The sequence below is a fragment of the Thermoplasmataceae archaeon genome (genome assembly GCA_038729425.1).
Lineage (GTDB): Archaea > Thermoplasmatota > Thermoplasmata > Thermoplasmatales > Thermoplasmataceae > B-DKE.
Window position 1 is genome coordinate 38952 of the sequence record JAVYSB010000005.1, and the last position, 17546, is coordinate 56497.

The window sequence follows — 17546 nt, forward strand, 5'->3', positions numbered from 1 at the left end:
CTTCAACACGGGTGTCGATTTTCAGAACTGCAACTTATTTAAAGAACGACGTTTCCAATGTTGATCGATGCGTGCGGTTGCACAAATATGGTCAAGAAATTAGCCTAACATGTAAGGTATAGCAATTATATCTTAATTCTAATTATTAATGTTATGTATTCATCTGAAACCGTAGCCCGCAACGCTTCTAATAAGACCGACTACGTCAGTCAAGAAAATTGGGGGCGATATCTTTCAGCAGTAGGTTCAATGTTAAAATCTAGATTGTTCACACATACCCCATTTTTTCTCGCACATGCGATGACCTTTGGATGCAATTCCAGGTGCAAGAGCTGCACTTACTGGAAAAATACTCCGAGAATGAAGGAGGATCTTACAACCGAGGAAGTTTTTAATCTTCTGGATGAGGCTTATGATGCGGGGATCCGGGGGTATTACATGTTTGGGGGAGAGCCATTAATCAGGAGAGATATAGGTAAAATAACAGATTATGCAAAGAACAAAGGGTTTATCACAGTGATGAATACAAACGGTTCGCTAATGGAAAAGAAAGCAGAAGAGCTGAAAAATCTTGATTTTGCTTTCGTATCAGTGGACTACTATAATGATTATGATGATGTCATCAGGGGCAGGCCTGGAACTTTTAAAGAGGTCATGAATGGAATACGCGCTCTCAAGAAAATTGGCAGGACAAAAATCTCGCTAGTTACAACCATAAGCACACTGAATTGGGGGTCGATGAGGAAAATGGCGGAATTTGCAAAATCGCTCGGAATAGGTATTTCGTTCAATTCGATAGAGCAGTCGCTTGATTTTGGTCAGACAGATGTAAATTCAACACCTAATTTCGGGATCGGCCTGAGTAAGCAACAACTTCATGAGTTCTATGATACTCTGCTCAAAATCAAGAGGGAGGGTTATCCGCTTATGGAAACCGAGAATGTTCTGGAAGACTATGTTGAGGGCAAACCTTGGAAATGCCATTTCCCTAAGATGTTTGTATATGTCACCCCAAACAAGGAAATATACAACTGTGACTACACCTTTGCATATGACCTGAAAAAAGGCTCGCTCAAGGACTATTTTGCCAGCCAGGAATTCCGTGCTTACGCCAAGAAATCCGAAACGTGTAACCTGTGTGTGAGAACATGTGTGCGCGGTTATTCGTACACATACAACATGTTGCCGAGACAAATTAAAGGGCTTGTCGGAGAAGCTAGGAACTTGTTCAACACAGAAGTGAACGAGACTGATCAATACGAGAATGCTGCTGTTGAAATAGGAAGCAAATCGCGACCTAATCAGAACCTGCACTGAATCTGGTACCCGCTGTCATTCATCCAGTCTTTTCTGAATTCCCTCTGATTCCTCTGGTGAATAAGTATCAAGGTTTGTGTTGCTCTTTATGAGCTGGATCAGCATCGATATGGCAAAATTCTTGTCATGCACGGTCGGTTCAAGCATGGCGTTGTTCTCAGGGATTTTCAGGCCAAGTTTTGTCAATTTTTCTATGTATTCAGCACGCTTAGCAGAATTTGCTTTCTTGTATTGATTTGGGATATCGACATTGCATCTCTCGATTTCTCTCAGGAATATGGGCCTGTTAAAGAGGAGGTTTAGGGTATCCAACACCCTGTCAGCAGCATTTTCTGGGTCTTTCTCCCGGCATAGTTTCCCTACCTTCTCATAAATGTCAAATTGCTTTTCCTGGTTCACAGAGTATACCTTAGACGGCTTTATCTCCCTGACTGCAAGAACGCCAACTCTCACCATAGCCTCGAGATAACCTGTCAGGAAAAGCCTGTTCAGCTTTATCCCCTCCTTAGACAATTCCTGGGCTATCCCCGAAATGGATTTACTTTCGAGCAACAGATGATCCAGAATTCTATTCCACAGGGAACTGGACTCATTTTCAATTTGCAAATCGTTTCCCCCCAAGTGATTCTCTCAGTTTCTTTGAATTATTGACAGACATTTCACATATCTTCTCGGAAACACCGATGAATCTGGAAGGATCCATGGCATCCCGCAGTTCATCTGCAGTTACTTTGCCAGTTTTATCGAGTATTACTTTGGACAGCTTTTTTTTGTCAGTTATGGATTCCATAGCTGATTTTCTAACAAACTCATGGGCTTCCTGCCGGGGCATCCCCTTGGATACGAGGAGCTTCACAACATTTTCTGACATGGAGAGTTCGTTGGACACCGCAGTCATTTTCATTCTTTCGACATGGACATTCAGGCGTGAGAATATGTTAACAGTTTTCACAAGTATATGATCGATAAGGATGCTTGCATATGGAATTGTGAATCTTTCAAGTGCGCTGTTCGTAAGGTCCCTTTCATGCCAGGTAATTGCTGCTTCGTACTCTGGGTTAACCAGCGATCTTATAATACGCGCTAAGCTTCCGACGTTTTCGGAGTCTATTGGGTTCCTCTTACTTGGCATGGCACTGGATCCTACTTGTCTGCTGATATCAAAATATTCGGAAACTTCATCAATCTCTGTTCTTTGAAGGTTACGAACCTCTGTAGTAAATTTTTCGAGCGACGTGGCGACATTAGACAATATTTGCAGGTACTCTACATATCGGTCCCTGTCTACTACCTGTGTAGCGCTGTCCTCCACTCCTATTCCCAGTTTCTCCATAACATCATTCTGAACCTGAAGGGCATTCTCTCCAATGGATGCTCCCGTTCCCACCGGTCCAAGCATTTTTCCAACCAGAACGCGCTTCTTAGACTCCACGACTCTTTCTGCGTGTCTGCCAATCTCGTTCAGAAACACGGCCATTTTCAAGCCGAATGTGATTGGGCTGGCGTGCTGGCCATGAGTCCTGCCAACCATAATTGTGAGCGAATGCTTCTGGACAAGCTTTTCGAGCGCCGTTTGAAGATCAAATAGATCATTTAGCAGTATACTGTAGAAATCCTTCAGCTGAAGGGCTGTTGCCGTATCTACAATATCGCTTGAGGTGACACCATAATGGACGTAGGGGGCGCCCGGACCGCATTTCTCGGTCAGAGCCCTAACAAGAGACATTAAATCATGCTTAGTTTCGGCTTCTATCTCCTTTACCCTGTCCAGATTTACGATTCTGGCTGAGACCACACCAGAAATGTCTTCATATGCCTCTTTCGGAATTATACCATTCTTCCATTCTGAATATGCAAGTGCAGCTTCTGCTTCGAGCATATATCTGAAGCGTGACTCTTCTGAGAAAATGTTTTTCACTTCATTTCTTCCGTACCTGTACTCAATGGGAGAAACGGGCATAGTTGTTGATTGCTGGGTTAGCTTAAAACTTTTTCATTTCAGGGGATTCGACTATTCACACTCAACTCTGCTCTGCCAAATATGTTGATCTTTCAATATCCAACATAGCAAATGGGCAAAAATTATAATCTTCCTATTGCATTTATTATGTGAGCATTATGGAAATAAACGATGTGGATGAGGTTTTTGACTCACAGTTGATTATGAAGGGCGTTTTCAAGGATGTGGCCAGCGAGATGAGCCGTAAATACGGGCTTAATATGATTGTTGTGCCCTTTGCCACCCCGGAGGGTAGCATATCAGTAAGGGTTTTCCTTCCAGATTTGAGAATACCTGAGGCAAAACGGACAGAGATAACCGCTGAACTTAATAGAAATGGGGCTAAACTCAATAACAATATATGGGAAGTTTCCAATGTCAATAACCTTGGTGAGTTGTCACAATACGCCTTGCTTCTTAAGGAGGTTGAGAGTATCATCTTCGATCCAGGCGTCATTGAAAATGGCATATATATTCAACCATTCAGATTCATAAGTACACAGAGAAAGATGATATCTGACATCTTGCTTTCAAAAGTAGAGGGGCAGGGAAACCCTGACATATACGCAGAATACCTTGGAAAATCCAATGGCTTCTTATCAATTCTGCAGGCTTTGCATGTGAACCAATCAGTATATGAGATTGTCTTCGAGGTCAAACATGCAGAATCCATGGGAGGAATACTTGCATACAGCGATACTTCCACGAACTGGAAGAGAGAATCTAAACTTCCTCACGTGAACAGCATTGAGGATTATGTCTATGCAATCTACAGTGGCAGCAAAACTCCTGAAATAATAACAGACACCACTTTCATTGGCCAGTCGGAAAGCAAGTACATATCTACTGTGAAGAACTACAAGATTTATAGGGCGTTCTTTGGGGACAAGCTGTCAAACCACATAAGCCAGGTAATGATGGGAGAGAACCTCTTTTATCTTCGAAGGTGGTCAGAATGGTCAGCGGGTACACTGGGCATACACTTCTTTGCAGGAGAACTTTTTGTAATGAAGCTGACAAAGATAATGAGAGAAGTCAAGCAGAGTTTCCCAAATATTGATTTCGCAGTAAAAGAAGTGAAAATGGTATATAAACCATAATCCCATTTTTTGATAAGTTATCTAGTCATCCAGCCGTTTTGCTTCCATATCGTTATGAGGCCATATATTGATGTCCCGAGCATAACCAGCATTGCTATAGCACCAAATGCGAATGTCTTAAGGCGATCCTTGCTAATTCTAAACGCAATAGCCAAGCTAAATACCATTGTCGCCATGTAATTTGCAACCGTTGTGAGAGCTCGAATTAAAAACACTGGACTTACGTGAGCAAAGCGTGTGAAAATCACATTAACTGAAATGCCATGAAAATAACGGAAATGCCCGTTTGCCAGATATCTGACATCAATGAAGTGAATAGCAAAATATGCCTGAACACCGACCGTCGCAATAAATAGTAATGGCAGCAGATACGTATAGAGCAGATCAAATGTGTAGAATTTCCCAGCCTTCTTTGCAGTCCCATTGAATAATTCCCTGAAAAAATTAACCCAGTTTGATCTCATCCACCTTACATTCTGCTTTATAAATTTCTTCACGCTCACTGGAGCCGGAACCTCAACGTTCACGCTATAGTCTTTGACAGCTTTGTAATTTGACCTGATGATATATCCTGTTAATTGTCTGTCATCGCCCAGTGGGTTTCTCTTCCCAAATACTCTGTGGTCGGTGTACTCATCGGAAAGGATGAAAGGCTTGACAAGTGAAGTCCGATACATCACACAGGCACCATCCAGGAGCATGACACTTCCATGCGACGAGAGCGATCTGAAAAGTACCTCCCTAGATCTTTCTACAAATTCAGCACTGTATGATATCCAGTTACTGTCTCTCCTTACTGAAAGATTAGCCCCTACACCGCCAACGCGGTCGCTAAATTTTGACAGCATGCTAATAACGGTATTATCCGGAATCACGGTGTCACTGTCTATGAGTAAAACGAAGTCTGAGTCTATCCTTTTGATTCCCTCAGATACCGCCATCCTCTTTCCTCCGTGATCTCTGACGTACAGGAAGTGACCTCCGTTGTCTTCTGTAATTGAGCGGTAGGGTTCATTGCAGGCATCACCTACAACCAAGAATTCAATATTCTGATTCCTTACAGCTTGAACGACCTGTGTGAAACGTTCCCTGTCTTCATTGTAAACAGGAATCAGGGCTGTGACCCTCTTTTTATCCACAGGGTTGTTCCCTATTTCCTGTTTATATTTTATGGAAAAATAGCTATTTACAAGGTAATAAACTACTGAAATGATGGCAAGGAGGATGAATGTAACATCAACATCGATATACAGAGACACACTCCAGTCATACATTATAAATATAAATGTTTTTATTTAGTATGTTTATAATAATTATTGTTTCCAAATAGATTAATTTTGAGTTTGAAGCATCTCCCTGAGAACCTTCTTGTCAACCTTGCCTGTGCTAGTCTTTGCAAACTCGTTGACAAAAATAAATTCATCCGGAATCCAGAATTTCGCTATTTTACCGGCTTCTACGAGAATCTCGAGATGCTTTCTTATATCAGAACCCTTAAGCCCGGGATCTGAGGAAACAAATGCTACCGGCCTCTCGCCCCACTGCTCATGTGGTTTGGCGACAACCGCCACCTCTTTCACCCCTTTACACGTGCTTATCCCATCTTCGATTATCAGTGTCGGGATAAATTCGCCGCCAGATTTTACCGCATCCTTTTCCCTATCGACTATACTGAGGTAACCATTGTCATCAATGGTCCCGAGATCGCCTGTATGCATCCATCCATTCTTCCAGAGCTTCTTTGTGCTTTCCTCATCTTTCACGTACGCGTACGTGAGCCAGGGCGCTTTGGCCACAACTTCGCCTATAGTCTTCCCGTCCCTAAGTACTTCCTTACCCTTATTGTCAACCACTTTCAGATCCACCAGTCCCAGGGGGACACCAGCCTTGAGCCTGTATTCAAATTTCTTTTCATCTGTCATCTTTTTGACTTCTGAAGTAAAGGTGGAAATTGTTAGAATAGGGCAGGTCTCCGACATGCCATAGCCTGATGTCACTTGGACCCCCATTTGTTCTGCTTTCTCCGCAAGGCCACGAGGTAGTGCTGACCCGCCAATGACAACCCTTAGTCCTGAGCCCTCGAGATATTTTTTTGCCTCAGGATGGGTGATGACCATGTAAAGCACGGTTGGTACCATCAGGCTGACATTGACCTTTTCTGCCTTTATAGTTTTGAGAATCTCAAGAAAATCGTATTTGCCAGGTAGCACGTATTTCATGCCCTTCATTAGCGCTATATATGGAACTCCCCATGAATGAACGTGAAACATGGGAACAAGTGGCATCATCACATCAGTATTGACAAGATTCACGGGGTCGTTTGAAAGAGATCCATTGGCAGAGAGAGTGTGCAGAACAAGCTGTCTGTGTGTGAAAGTTACACCTTTAGGTAATCCCGTTGTTCCGGAAGTATAGAACGTTGTCGCTATATCGTCCTCAGTGACATCAGGGATTTGCGCTTTATGATCGCCGTTAACTAGGTCATCATAGTTATAGCTGTTTGGAAGTATGGTCTTGTAGCTTCCGGTTTCAGAATAAACAACCCATTTCTCGACAAAGTCAAACGCCTCTACGGCTCTCTCAAGGACTGGAAGGAATTCATCCCTTACAAACACAATCTTATCTTCCGCATGCTGCATCGTGTAAAATATTAGCTCTGGGGTATATCTTATGTTTACAGTATGAAGTGTAGCTCCAGCTATGGGAACGGCATAGTAAGCTTCCATGAACCTGTTTGTGTCCCAGTCTATGAACGCAACCCTGTCTCCCTTTCTTACGCCCAGCCCAACAAGCCCCTTTGCTAGGTTGTAAACCCTTTCCTGGAACTTCCTGTAAGTATATTTTTCCTTGCTTCTATAGGCGATCTCCTGGTTAGGGTTGCTATCGGCGGCCGTATCTAACAGATTACCAATGGTCAGTTTGAATTCATTCACATTCATCAAAACCAAAATTATAAGCGACAAGAATTGAAATACTTTTTCCTAAGAACACGTATTTTCAGGAACTGATAACTTTTATTACATAAGAAGTGAACTGAATTGAAGAGAGTTTTACAGAACCTTTGGAAGTTATACTAATATATCCTGCCCCGACTGATACTGTAAAATTGCCTGAATTCCAAGAAGTCCCCGCGGGGTTTGGGTTGTATATTGAAAGGCTGTTGTTGAGTTCACTGTATAGAGAATAGTTCCATTGCCTGTAGAATGGCGTGTTGATGTAATATTCATAATTTTTTAGTGTTATATTATCTATGGAGGATGTATTACCATTGATAAGGTAGCTGTGACCGGTAGTGTACTGGATTAATGAATAATTGGAAACGGCCAAGCTCATCACCAATGACCCGATCTTTGAAATTGCAATTGGATATCCGCCGATGGAGATTGATCGTGTTTCCAGGGCCACGTTGCTATTGTTTCCGGTAATGTAAACTGGCATGGGACCGAGAGAGGTGGAGCTTGATGGCGATCCATAGCTGGATACCAGATTTCCGTCCTCAATAATAAAATACTCCGGTGTGACAAAATTTGTGGACCCATACTCCTGAAGGGAACCTGAACCATTCACAGTGACAGGGAAATTGATGTTTGATTTCGTATTTACATTCTGAGTATAGTTCACCAGTAGCTGAAATCTCAGGCTGAAGTTCATCCCAGAAGATGACGGCAAAGAGGTTAACTGTGTTGCATAGGGCTGTTCAAAGGGCTCAACCCCGTTTACTCCAAGCGGTATGGACTGAACTATCATGCTGCCGTTTTGCAGGGACTGAGATGACAATTTAGAGGAGAGTTCTGAAAATGCCGTCAAGGCTGCCTGTTGATACGATTGCTCATTTGAGGCACCCTCGGTTGGGACATACCACGCGACAAAGGCAGTCAGAATGCTGATAACAATGGCGAAAACAAGGATCGTGCCTATGATTTCAGCCACGGCTTTGTCTTCACGATTTCTGTCCATAATACCACTGTTTCTCCTCATGGTATGCCTAGAGTCAAATGTTACTTGTCGATAAATCTTTATGCGTAGGTACCCACGTAAATGAAAGTTTAATAGAGTAAGATGCCTTAACACACTTCGTGGTCTATCCAACGGACAATAATGGCCAGCTCGAGTCAGATGACTCAGAAAATTCGCTTACCTCTGATGATGAACTTAGGCAGATAATCGAAAGGAGAGCACCAAAGATCAGAGTCTTTGGTACTGGTGGTGCTGGTTCTAACACCATCACACGGCTTGCAAGGGAAAAACTACAGGGTATTGAACTAATTGCGTGTAATACTGATGCCCCACACCTTCTTAGGACAAAAGCAAATGGGAAGATACTTCTTGGCGAAAACCTGACCCGTGGGCTGGGGAGCGGAGCAAACCCCCTTGTAGGTGAAGAAGCTTCGAAAGAATCAGAGGGTGAAGTGATACGCCGTATTAAGGGATCAGATCTCGTGTTCATAACTGCCGGGATGGGCGGTGGAACTGGCACTGGATCTGCTCCTCATATCGCAAAGGTTGCGAAAAGCCTGGGTGCCGTTTCAGTATCAATCGTAACGCTTCCCTTCAAGTCCGAGGGGGAGTCGAGGATGCAGAGCGCGCGCTGGGGGCTAAGGAAAGTGCTCAATTATTCTGATACCACAATTGTAATCCCCAATGACAAGTTGCTTGAACTTGTGCCAAAACTTTCAGTTCAGCGGGCATTTCGGTATGCAGATGAAATAATAGTCAGGGCAATAAAAGGCATAACTGAACTTATCACCAAACCGGGGCTGATAAATCTTGATTTCAACGACCTCAAATCAGTGATAAAGAATTCAGGGTTGGCGGTCATAGGAATAGGTATCGGCAAGGGCGATGCCGGGTCTCGCGTTAGAAATGCCGTTGAGGACGCATTGAATTTTCCATTCATATCAGCTGATCTTTCCACCGCTACGGGCGTGATTATGAATCTTACCGGGGGCAAAGATCTAAAGATCGAGGAAGCAAGTGAAATATCCCAGATAATGAAGTCGGTTTGCAACAAATCCACAAAGATGCTTCTAGGCATAAATATTGACAAGGACACTGAGTCCAAGGTGCAGGTAATGCTGGTTGTGACCGGGGTTAAGTCTAAACTGATTGATGAACTCCTTGGCAGTGGAACAGACCAAGGTGGCACTGGCATAGATGTTGTCAGATGACCTTACACACCTATAAAATGAGTCTGCAATTCATCGATCCAGCCATTTGTTTCACGGCCAGCAAAAAAAGGTTTTTAACTACTCGTATATTACGAGACCGGTAATGGTTAATTTTCAGTTCTTGGATGTTACCAGAAGAGGAATATCTTATGGAGTATAGTATTGTTGACCTTAAAAAAATAGCAAATAGGATTCGCCACGATATCATAGATATGGTGTATAATGCGGGCAGTGGCCATCCAGGTGGTTCTTTAAGTATAACAGATGTACTCACAGTTCTTTATTTCAAGGAAATGTCCGTGGATCCGCAAAATCCTGAGGATCCTTCCAGGGACAGACTAATACTGAGCAAGGGCCACGCCTCTCCTGGTCTCTATGCAGTTCTTGCAGAAAGGGGTTATTTCCCCCATTCACTGCTGTCAGGTTTCCGGAAGTTGAATTCAAAACTTGAAGGTCACGTTCACAAGGGAGTTCCAGGCGTTGAAACTTCCACGGGATCTCTTGGACAGGGCCTTGGAATCGGGGTAGGCCTTTCACTTGCCGGGAAGCTTGACAAGAGGGATTATCATGTATTTGTTATACTCGGAGATGGGGAAATAGAGGAGGGAAACATATGGGAGTCCATGATGGCAGCATCAAAGTACAGGCTGGATAATCTCATTGCTATCCTTGACAGGAACCGTGTTCAGCTTGATGGGCGCACGGACGATATAATGCCAATGGGGAACATCCGTGCCAAGGCTGAGAGCTTTGGATGGAACGTAATAGAGATCAATGGCCACAATTATGACGAGATCGTATCCGCCATAGAAAGCGCGAAAAAACACGAAGGAACTCCCACATTTATAATTGCCAACACCATAAAGGGGAAGGGCGTCAGCTATATGGAAGGCACAGCCAAATATCATGGTTCCCCTCCTGCGTCAAAGGAAGAATATGACCTTGCTATTAAAGAACTGGATGCGGAGGTAATTAATTGACGTCAGAAAGCCTCAGAGATGCTTACGGAAACACGCTCGCCGAGCTTGGAAGATTGCACAATGAACTAGTTGTGCTTGACGCCGACCTTTCATCTTCCACTAGAACCGGAATTTTTGGCAAGGCTTTTCCAGAAAGATTTTTCAACATGGGCATTTCGGAGCAATCAATGGTCACCGCTGCTGCTGGGCTAGCCCTCGCAGGGAAGAAGGTATTTGCTTCAACATTCGCGGTTTTCCTCACACGCACTTATGAGCAGATAAGACAATCCATTTGCTACAATAATCTTGATGTAAAGCTAGTTGTAACCCACGCCGGATTAACCGTCGGTGAGGATGGGGCAACACATCAGATAGTTGAGGATGTGGGAATTATGTCGGGTCTACCAAACATGCATGTGGTTGTCCCGGCGGATTCCGTTGAGACATCAGCAGTAATAAGATGCCTGTACGAAAAATCTAAGACCCCTTTTTATGTGAGGCTATCCAGAGAGAAATTCCAAGTTGTGACAGAGAAAAACTACGAATTTAAATTGGGTAAGGGAGTTGTTCTCAGGGATGGTAGTGACCTTACTATAGTGACCTACGGGGCAATGATAGATTTCTCCTTGAAGGCAGCTCTTCAGTTGAAGGCAAAGGGAATAGATGCAAGAGTTATCAACATGTCATCTATCAAACCTATTGACAGGAATTTAATTATAAAAGCAGCCAGGGAAACAGGAAGAATTGTGACAGCAGAGGAGCATTCTATCTATAATGGCCTAGGGAGCCGTGTTGCTGAGATCATTTCAGAGGAATATCCAATCCCTATGAGAAGAATAGGCATGAAAGATAACTTCGGAAAATCTGGGAAATCTTGGGAATTGTTTGATTACTTTCATATGTCAGCAGAGGATATAGCAAAAACCTCTGAAGAGTGTTTCAGGGTGGAAAGATATGAAAATATTCCTTGATACTGCAAACGTTGAAGAAATAAAACAGGCGATCAGTTATGGCCTTCTCGATGGTGTGACAACGAACCCTTCTCTCGTTGCTAAGAGTGCGACCAAGGACAGGGGGTTCGTCGATATTGTTAAGGAAATCCTTAAGATTACACCTGGACCAGTGAGTATAGAAGTTGTTGCGACAGATTATGAGAATATGGTAAAACAGGGCTTGAAAATAGCTTCCCTTGGAGAAAATGCGGTAGTTAAAATACCAATGACACTTGATGGCCTAAGGGCAGTCAAGGCACTTAGTGACAAGGGGATCAAGGTGAATTGCACCCTTATTTTCAATCCCATTCAGGCGATACTTGCAGCCAAGAGTGGTGCAGAATACGTTTCACCCTTTGTTGGCAGGCTCGACGATATAGGTGAGGATGGAATGGCCATAATACAGGAGATAAAGACTATTTTTGTGAACTACGACCTTTCAACCAACATCCTTGTTGCATCTATAAGGAATCCTGTGCATGTCCTCAGGTCAGCCCTGCTTGGAGCTGATGTAGTTACTCTGCCATTTGATGTTCTTCAAAAGCTGCCCTCTCATCCCAAAACCGACGAGGGGCTAAGGAGATTTCTAGATGACTGGAAAAAGGTATCGCCAAATGGTGATTTCCCCCTATAAAATTCCAAAAATGAACTTTCTAAAAATGTTTTCTCTCACACCTATCTTGTGCGTAGGAATTTTTCCCCAGAATTTCTAATGGTGCTTATGGGTAAAAAGTAATTTAGGTTAAGATTACGCCATCCGCGTAATAGGATCAGTCTTTGAACCGATACACGCCATCAGTGTTAGTTCACTAACAAAGAAATTTAAGGAACATTCCAAGTTCGTCGCCTTGAGGATCCTTGACGATTAAATAAATAAAAAAAATAAATTGTTTAATTCAGTTCCTCTTCCTCCTGACAGCCATTATGGATGCCACTGCGGCTATTGCTGCTACCACAGCGCCAATGGCCAAGTAATCATATAATCCAAGGCTGGAGAAACTGCTGCCAGAATTGCTTATCGGCGTTGAACTGATTACCAGTGTATGGTTGGAGAAGTGGGGAACATGAACCACCAGCAATGTGCCGGTGCTCTCCTGTATGACTGCGTAATAAGCGTTTGTACTGCTGGTGGAGTTTATCACGTTATCATAGGAAGACAGTGTTATCCCAGTTCCGTCTAGATATACGTACATCTTTCCTGCCGAGTTGATCACCTGATCTGATATGAACACCGCTATATTCGTTCCAGTGTGCACGGCAGACGAAAGATGCAGTGCTACCTTACCGTTTGTGGTTGAGGAAACCGATAGATTCACTGAGGAGTTCAGAGACATAGTGATGTTAGAAAACACCGTGTTTGTCAAGCTAACAGAGACAAGACCAGCAAGTTGCCTGTGAGCGAACGCGTATGAAAGCCTGTGCTGGTATTCATAACCCATTCTTTGAAGTCCCTCAGGGGCAACAAAGGAAACACCTGCTATCTGACCCGTTGAAGACGAGACTGTCAGTGTTTTCCCGTTAATAGTGAGATTTCCGTTGTTGATGAGGAGGAACCCGTAAAACTGCGAATTGTTAATCAGTACACCCATATGGCCGGCCTCGAATCTATGGTTGTATCCGAAGCTCACATTTGCTAGGTAAGATAGGTTTGAATTCAGGTCAGAGGTATTGTAATAAGTTTCTTCGTTAGGTGTCGAGAATTGTGAAGCAGTGAGGTTACTAGAGAGGGTGAAGCTTATTGTCCCGTTATACACAAGGAATTTGGATTCAAGAGCCGGGTTGTTGTGTATGGCGTAAATTATTGATCCGTTATTGTAAACAAATAGCCCCCCTACAGTCAAAACTGGGGTCCGTATTGCGGGCAGGTATTCATTTGAGGTGAAATTGCCGATGCCTGCACCTGTTATGCTTGAGAACACCTGTTGCCCTGTCTGGTTAGCAGTGAAATTAGAGATAAGGCCGGTTGTCCTGTTGAAATTGAAGTTTACGAATCTGCCAGTTACATTTCCAGTTGTCTGATTGTATGTGAAGGCATTTTCATGATCTTCGTGCGAATATTTCTGGATTAGGGTTTGAACATCTCCTCTCATTATAAATCCAACCATTAGGGTACTGAATGTTGTTAACTGGTTGCTGTAGAAAGTGACATTTTTTCCTGACTGGGTGTAAACCTTACCGTTCGTCAACAGGTATGCACTGTAATTTCCTGTAGACAGGCTGTAGACATTCCATCCATAGGTTGCCTTAATGTCCATCGGTAACTCCACACTATCAGTGTTGATCAAGTTGTTCCCAAGGAATACGGGATCTGTAGCAAGGGCTAGGGCCATGGTCACGTTTTCTCTCGTTGATAGGGGCTGCATTGACTGATGTGCTGTCCCGAACCAAAGATCCTTTGAGTCCTGACCACCAAAGAGTGTCATTGTCTTTGTAGATACTATACCTCCATTTTGAGATACTGGAAATCCCGTGGCATTCACATTACTCGCGAGAGACAGGTTTCCGTAGGCAACATCCGAGACGTTACCATTGGAAAGCAGGGTATATGTAAAATGCAACCCCGTGCCCCCGTCTCCGGTGTTCGAATCCGCAAGAGCGATGGATGATCCCCCCAATAATAGCAGGGTAATTACCGCACCTACGGCTATGTGTTTAAACATATTATATAATCGGGAATTACAGATATTTTCTTATTGGTACAAAATTGTACCAGATCAACCTCTAATATACCCTGACGGTCTCAAGGTTCTTCATGGCGATGCTTTCGATGCCGTACTTGTTCCTAATAAGTTTTGCGAACTCATAGCATTTATCGCCATCTCCATGGTTAACCAATATTCTGTGCGGTTTTGGCTGCATAGTGGCAATATACGCAAGTAGTTGTTTCTTATCTGAATGACCTGAAAATCCCTCAGCAACCTCAACCGCCATGTTTATCTGAAATTTTTGCAGTTTCCCCGCATCATTAAGCGAAATCTCCTTTGCCCCCCTCTGGATTTTTCTCCCTAGTGTTCCGTCTGCCTGATACCCGACAAAGACAAGTGAGTGTTTTGGGTTTTCGCACCAGGACTTGAGATATTCCATCACAGGTCCGCCGTTCATCATCCCAGATGTGGCCAGTACAACCTGCGGTTCGACAGAGTCACATATATTTTGTCTCTGTTCCCGGGTTTCAACCCTCTTGAAGATTGGGCTCAGAAAAGGATTCTCCCCCCTGATCATAATACTTTCTCTAAGATTCTTGTTGAGATACTCTGGGTAGGCAGCATGAATGGCAGTAGCCTCCATAATCATCCCATCGAGATACACTGGAACGTTCTTGATCAAACCTTCACGAACTGCCTGTTCAAGGACCAGCATTACTTCCTGACTCCTTCCCACGGCAAATACGGGCACTACAACGGATCCTCCGCGATCGAAAGTCCTGTTTATTATGTCAATAAGGGTGTTTGAAGCTTCCGCCCTGGTATAGAAATAATCGTCTCTACCAGCATAGGTGGACTCAGTCATGAATGTTTCCACGCGCGGAAACTTATTGTTAGCTTGGTTAAAAAGCCATGTTTTCTCAAACTTTACGTCACCGCTCAACACGATGTTGTAAAGCCCGTCGCCGATGTGAAGATGTACTGAGGATGATCCCAGTATGTGACCGGCGTTGTATAGCGTCAGTCTCATATCCCTTGTTATATCCGTCGTCTCGTTGTATCTCAGGACAAGGGTACGCTTTAGCATCTCTCTAATGTGCTTTGATTCATAAGGTGCCTTATGGCCTTCAGCATGGGCGACCTTGATATAATCATTTTGCAACAATGCGGCAAGATCCCTGGTAGGTTGTGTCATGTATACTGGCCCATCGTATCCATATTTGAAAAGGATGGGGAGCAATCCTGAATGATCCAAATGTGCATGCGTCAGGACAACGGCATCAATTGAACTGAAAGGTTGCACTTCCGGAAGATACAGGTAGGGTGCTCCCTCCCATGGCTGTTCATCAGCATCGTTAGTATTGAGCATGCCGACATCCACCAGAACCTTTGAGTTGTTGGTGCTGACAAGTGTGGCACTTCTACCAACCTCCCGATGACCTCCAAGTGCAGTGATCCTTATCCACGTCTCTCCCGGCATAGTCGGGATGTTAAGCTTTTCTCCTAGTTTATGGAGAAACTCCTTCCTCTCCTGTTTTACCTCACGGAGAAACTCCCTCATTTCCTTTACAGTTCGTGAGTTGATAGGTGGAGCCCTTACTACTCTTGGAGACCATCTCGTTTCAGATTTTATCTGCACGATCATCCCGGAATTTCTGGAAGTCACGATCGAGGGTTCATCCGCTTCGATTACGACCTCACCAGTATCCGGCTCAAAGTAAATATCCTGAAGTCCGGCTTTATCAGGTATAATCGCCTTTATCTTCTCTTCCGCTTCCGTTTCAGGCATCATAATCGATGGGTCAGGTCGGATTGCAATCCTTCTTCTCATCTCCTGAGCTATCTGTTTGGCAAGGTCTTCCCTTTTGGAAAAAAGGTTTTCATCCTTTGTGTAAACAACAATAGTAGGGCCTTCGTAGTCGATCTCGGTGATCTGATTGTTTGGATACAATCTATCAAAGATCTGTCTGGCTTCCGCGAGGTAATCTCTAAAAGACATTATTTTAAACTCTCCGTACTGCGAATATAATTTAAATGTTATCTGGTTATAAAATAAATTTATTGTGGGATTTTAAGTTTTTTGATCCTTTCGGCTATCTCTTCCTCTGTAAGATCAACATAACCATTTTTCTTATCCATAACAGCTATGTCTATCTTACCGCCAGAGGCAGAATCCCTCTGCTTTGCGGCAGAAATTGCTCTTATGATAAGATCTATTCCCTCATCCACTTTCATATCCCTGCTGTATCCGGTCTCCAGCACACCATATACAAATGGCGATCCGGATCCAGTGCTTGCATAGATATCCTCAACCGATCCCCCTGCTGCGTCAACGGAGAATATGTGAGGTGACTTGTCCACACCACCGATCAAGATCTGCACCATGTATGGATAATACTTTGATTGATTGAGAATGTTTGACAGCAAGGTGGCTACAGCCTCTATTGGCATGTTAAACTTTCTCTGCAGCCTGTAAATCTCAAGTTCTGCCTTCATGTATCTTACAAGAACCTGAGCATCCCCTACAAGACCAGCTATGGTCATTCCGGCGTAAGTGTCTATTTGATGAAGTTTCCTCCCATCCTTATGCATGATAAAATGATCCATGGTGACCCTTCTCTCAGTCCCCATTATCACGGCGTCTTTCAGGGTTATACCGACGGTCGTCGTTCCAGTTTGTAATGTCTGATTCATGTTTTCACGTCCAGAAAAGTACAAAGGTTGATTTGACAATCCTATTAAACGTTTTCTGAACGTTTCCGACTTCAAAAATAGGCTTATCGAACAACACTCCAGGATTGAAGTTTACGAATCGCCTATTTCCTTCCTGATCCGGCTGAGTCCTTCAAGACGTATTTTTCTCCTTGCTTCAGCCTCTTCAAAACGCTTTTTCTCATCTTCGGTCTCGACGATCAAACCGGGGATATCAGTGGGTCTCCCATCTTGATCCACCGCAACATATGTGAGATATGCCTTGGTTGCGAAGTGTTCAGCTCCCGTGAGCCCTTCCTGAGAAATAACATCAACTTCAATCTCCATCGTCGTCCTAGTAACGTAATTAACCCTCCCCTGCATCTTAACGATATCCGCAAGATGAATTGGCGAAAGGAAGTAAAGGCTGTCAATACTGCCCGTAACTGCTCTCCTCCTGCCATGTTTTATCGCAACAATTGATGCCACATTATCTATCCACTCCACGAGTCTTCCACCATAAAGAGCATTGAAAATATTAGTATCTGCGGGTAGGACAAGGCGTTCCATGGTTGAGAATGACTCCTCGCATTTCTTTGAATCCATGGAAGAATATTTACACCAATCTTTTATTATTTTGGTATTCTTTCCAGATAATTTAATTATTCAATCCTA

Annotated in this window: 15 protein-coding genes; 6 read left to right on the plus strand and 9 right to left on the minus strand. The window is 43.6% G+C overall.

Annotated elements, in window-relative coordinates; all coding sequences use genetic code 11:
• Nucleotides 1–249 precede the first annotated feature (249 nt).
• Nucleotides 250–1317 (plus strand): radical SAM protein, encoded by a 1068-nt coding sequence (locus QW597_05605; protein ID MEM0156058.1) that lies wholly within the window; start codon nucleotides 250–252, stop codon nucleotides 1315–1317.
• 15 nt (nucleotides 1318–1332) lie between these two features.
• On the opposite strand, the gene QW597_05610 is transcribed toward QW597_05605, so the two are convergent.
• Both QW597_05610 and purB read right to left on the minus strand, forming a co-directional pair.
• Nucleotides 1333–1923 carry a hypothetical protein gene (locus tag QW597_05610; GenBank protein MEM0156059.1) on the minus strand — a complete coding sequence of 197 codons (591 nt, stop codon included), beginning with the start codon at nucleotides 1921–1923 and terminating at the stop codon, nucleotides 1333–1335.
• The gene (purB, locus tag QW597_05615; protein ID MEM0156060.1) at nucleotides 1913–3277 is read right to left on the minus strand and encodes an adenylosuccinate lyase; all 1365 of its coding nucleotides are present in this window, start codon (nucleotides 3275–3277) and stop codon (nucleotides 1913–1915) included. The genes QW597_05610 and purB overlap by 11 nt, the downstream gene beginning before the upstream one ends.
• A 158-nt stretch (nucleotides 3278–3435) precedes the next feature.
• Between purB and QW597_05620 the strand changes: the two genes are divergently transcribed.
• Nucleotides 3436–4416 carry a hypothetical protein gene (locus tag QW597_05620; protein MEM0156061.1) on the plus strand — a complete coding sequence of 327 codons (981 nt, stop codon included), beginning with the start codon at nucleotides 3436–3438 and terminating at the stop codon, nucleotides 4414–4416.
• A gap of 17 nt (nucleotides 4417–4433) precedes the next feature.
• Here QW597_05620 and QW597_05625 read toward each other — a convergent pair whose 3' ends face one another.
• The 3 genes from QW597_05625 to QW597_05635 all read right to left on the minus strand — a co-directional run bounded on the left by QW597_05625 (nucleotide 4434) and on the right by QW597_05635 (nucleotide 8394).
• Entirely contained in the window at nucleotides 4434–5675 is a 1242-nt protein-coding gene (locus QW597_05625; protein ID MEM0156062.1) for a glycosyltransferase, read from the minus strand.
• 72 nt (nucleotides 5676–5747) lie between these two features.
• Entirely contained in the window at nucleotides 5748–7355 is a 1608-nt protein-coding gene (locus QW597_05630) for a fatty acid--CoA ligase (protein MEM0156063.1), read from the minus strand.
• A gap of 58 nt (nucleotides 7356–7413) precedes the next feature.
• Nucleotides 7414–8394: a hypothetical protein gene (locus QW597_05635; protein MEM0156064.1), complete on the minus strand. Its 981-nt coding sequence runs from the start codon at nucleotides 8392–8394 to the stop codon at nucleotides 7414–7416.
• A 98-nt stretch (nucleotides 8395–8492) separates the two neighbouring features.
• On the opposite strand from QW597_05635, the gene ftsZ reads away from it, so the two are divergent.
• The 4 genes from ftsZ (at nucleotide 8493) to fsa (ending at nucleotide 12169) form a co-directional block, all read left to right on the plus strand.
• Nucleotides 8493–9584 carry a cell division protein FtsZ gene (ftsZ, locus tag QW597_05640; GenBank protein ID MEM0156065.1) on the plus strand — a complete coding sequence of 364 codons (1092 nt, stop codon included), beginning with the start codon at nucleotides 8493–8495 and terminating at the stop codon, nucleotides 9582–9584.
• A 149-nt stretch (nucleotides 9585–9733) separates the two neighbouring features.
• Nucleotides 9734–10564, plus strand: a complete 831-nt coding sequence (locus QW597_05645; GenBank protein ID MEM0156066.1) for a transketolase — start codon at nucleotides 9734–9736, stop codon at nucleotides 10562–10564.
• Nucleotides 10561–11514, plus strand: coding sequence for a transketolase family protein (locus tag QW597_05650; GenBank protein ID MEM0156067.1), 954 nt, complete (start codon nucleotides 10561–10563; stop codon nucleotides 11512–11514). The genes QW597_05645 and QW597_05650 overlap by 4 nt, the downstream gene beginning before the upstream one ends.
• The gene (gene fsa, locus QW597_05655; protein MEM0156068.1) at nucleotides 11498–12169 is read left to right on the plus strand and encodes a fructose-6-phosphate aldolase; all 672 of its coding nucleotides are present in this window, start codon (nucleotides 11498–11500) and stop codon (nucleotides 12167–12169) included. Before QW597_05650 ends, fsa begins: the two co-directional genes overlap by 17 nt.
• A gap of 262 nt (nucleotides 12170–12431) precedes the next feature.
• Here fsa and QW597_05660 read toward each other — a convergent pair whose 3' ends face one another.
• The 4 genes from QW597_05660 to QW597_05675 all read right to left on the minus strand — a co-directional run bounded on the left by QW597_05660 (nucleotide 12432) and on the right by QW597_05675 (nucleotide 17477).
• On the minus strand, nucleotides 12432–14195 hold the full coding sequence (locus QW597_05660; GenBank protein MEM0156069.1) for a hypothetical protein: 1764 nt from the start codon (nucleotides 14193–14195) through the stop codon (nucleotides 12432–12434).
• A 61-nt stretch (nucleotides 14196–14256) separates the two neighbouring features.
• Nucleotides 14257–16179, minus strand: coding sequence for a beta-CASP ribonuclease aCPSF1 (locus QW597_05665; GenBank protein ID MEM0156070.1), 1923 nt, complete (start codon nucleotides 16177–16179; stop codon nucleotides 14257–14259).
• Between the two features lie 59 nt (nucleotides 16180–16238).
• The gene (gene psmB / locus QW597_05670; protein ID MEM0156071.1) at nucleotides 16239–16874 is read right to left on the minus strand and encodes an archaeal proteasome endopeptidase complex subunit beta; all 636 of its coding nucleotides are present in this window, start codon (nucleotides 16872–16874) and stop codon (nucleotides 16239–16241) included.
• Nucleotides 16875–16985: 111 nt separating this feature from the next.
• The gene (locus QW597_05675; GenBank protein MEM0156072.1) at nucleotides 16986–17477 is read right to left on the minus strand and encodes an acyl-CoA thioesterase; all 492 of its coding nucleotides are present in this window, start codon (nucleotides 17475–17477) and stop codon (nucleotides 16986–16988) included.
• Nucleotides 17478–17546 lie beyond the last annotated feature (69 nt).

What these genes read in the sequence shown, in the direction of transcription:
- QW597_05605 (MEM0156058.1), top strand. Translation starts at nt 250, where the DNA reads ATGTTAAAATCTAGATTGTTCACACATACCCCATTTTTTCTCGCACAT.
- purB (MEM0156060.1), bottom strand. Translation starts at nt 3,277, where the DNA reads ATGCCCGTTTCTCCCATTGAGTACAGGTACGGAAGAAATGAAGTGAAA.
- QW597_05620 (MEM0156061.1), top strand. Translation starts at nt 3,436, where the DNA reads ATGGAAATAAACGATGTGGATGAGGTTTTTGACTCACAGTTGATTATG.
- QW597_05630 (MEM0156063.1), bottom strand. Translation starts at nt 7,355, where the DNA reads ATGAATGTGAATGAATTCAAACTGACCATTGGTAATCTGTTAGATACG.
- QW597_05635 (MEM0156064.1), bottom strand. Translation starts at nt 8,394, where the DNA reads ATGAGGAGAAACAGTGGTATTATGGACAGAAATCGTGAAGACAAAGCC.
- QW597_05645 (MEM0156066.1), top strand. Translation starts at nt 9,734, where the DNA reads ATGGAGTATAGTATTGTTGACCTTAAAAAAATAGCAAATAGGATTCGC.
- fsa (MEM0156068.1), top strand. Translation starts at nt 11,498, where the DNA reads ATGAAAATATTCCTTGATACTGCAAACGTTGAAGAAATAAAACAGGCG.
- QW597_05660 (MEM0156069.1), bottom strand. Translation starts at nt 14,195, where the DNA reads ATGTTTAAACACATAGCCGTAGGTGCGGTAATTACCCTGCTATTATTG.
- QW597_05665 (MEM0156070.1), bottom strand. Translation starts at nt 16,179, where the DNA reads ATGTCTTTTAGAGATTACCTCGCGGAAGCCAGACAGATCTTTGATAGA.
- psmB (MEM0156071.1), bottom strand. Translation starts at nt 16,874, where the DNA reads ATGAATCAGACATTACAAACTGGAACGACGACCGTCGGTATAACCCTG.
- QW597_05675 (MEM0156072.1), bottom strand. Translation starts at nt 17,477, where the DNA reads ATGGATTCAAAGAAATGCGAGGAGTCATTCTCAACCATGGAACGCCTT.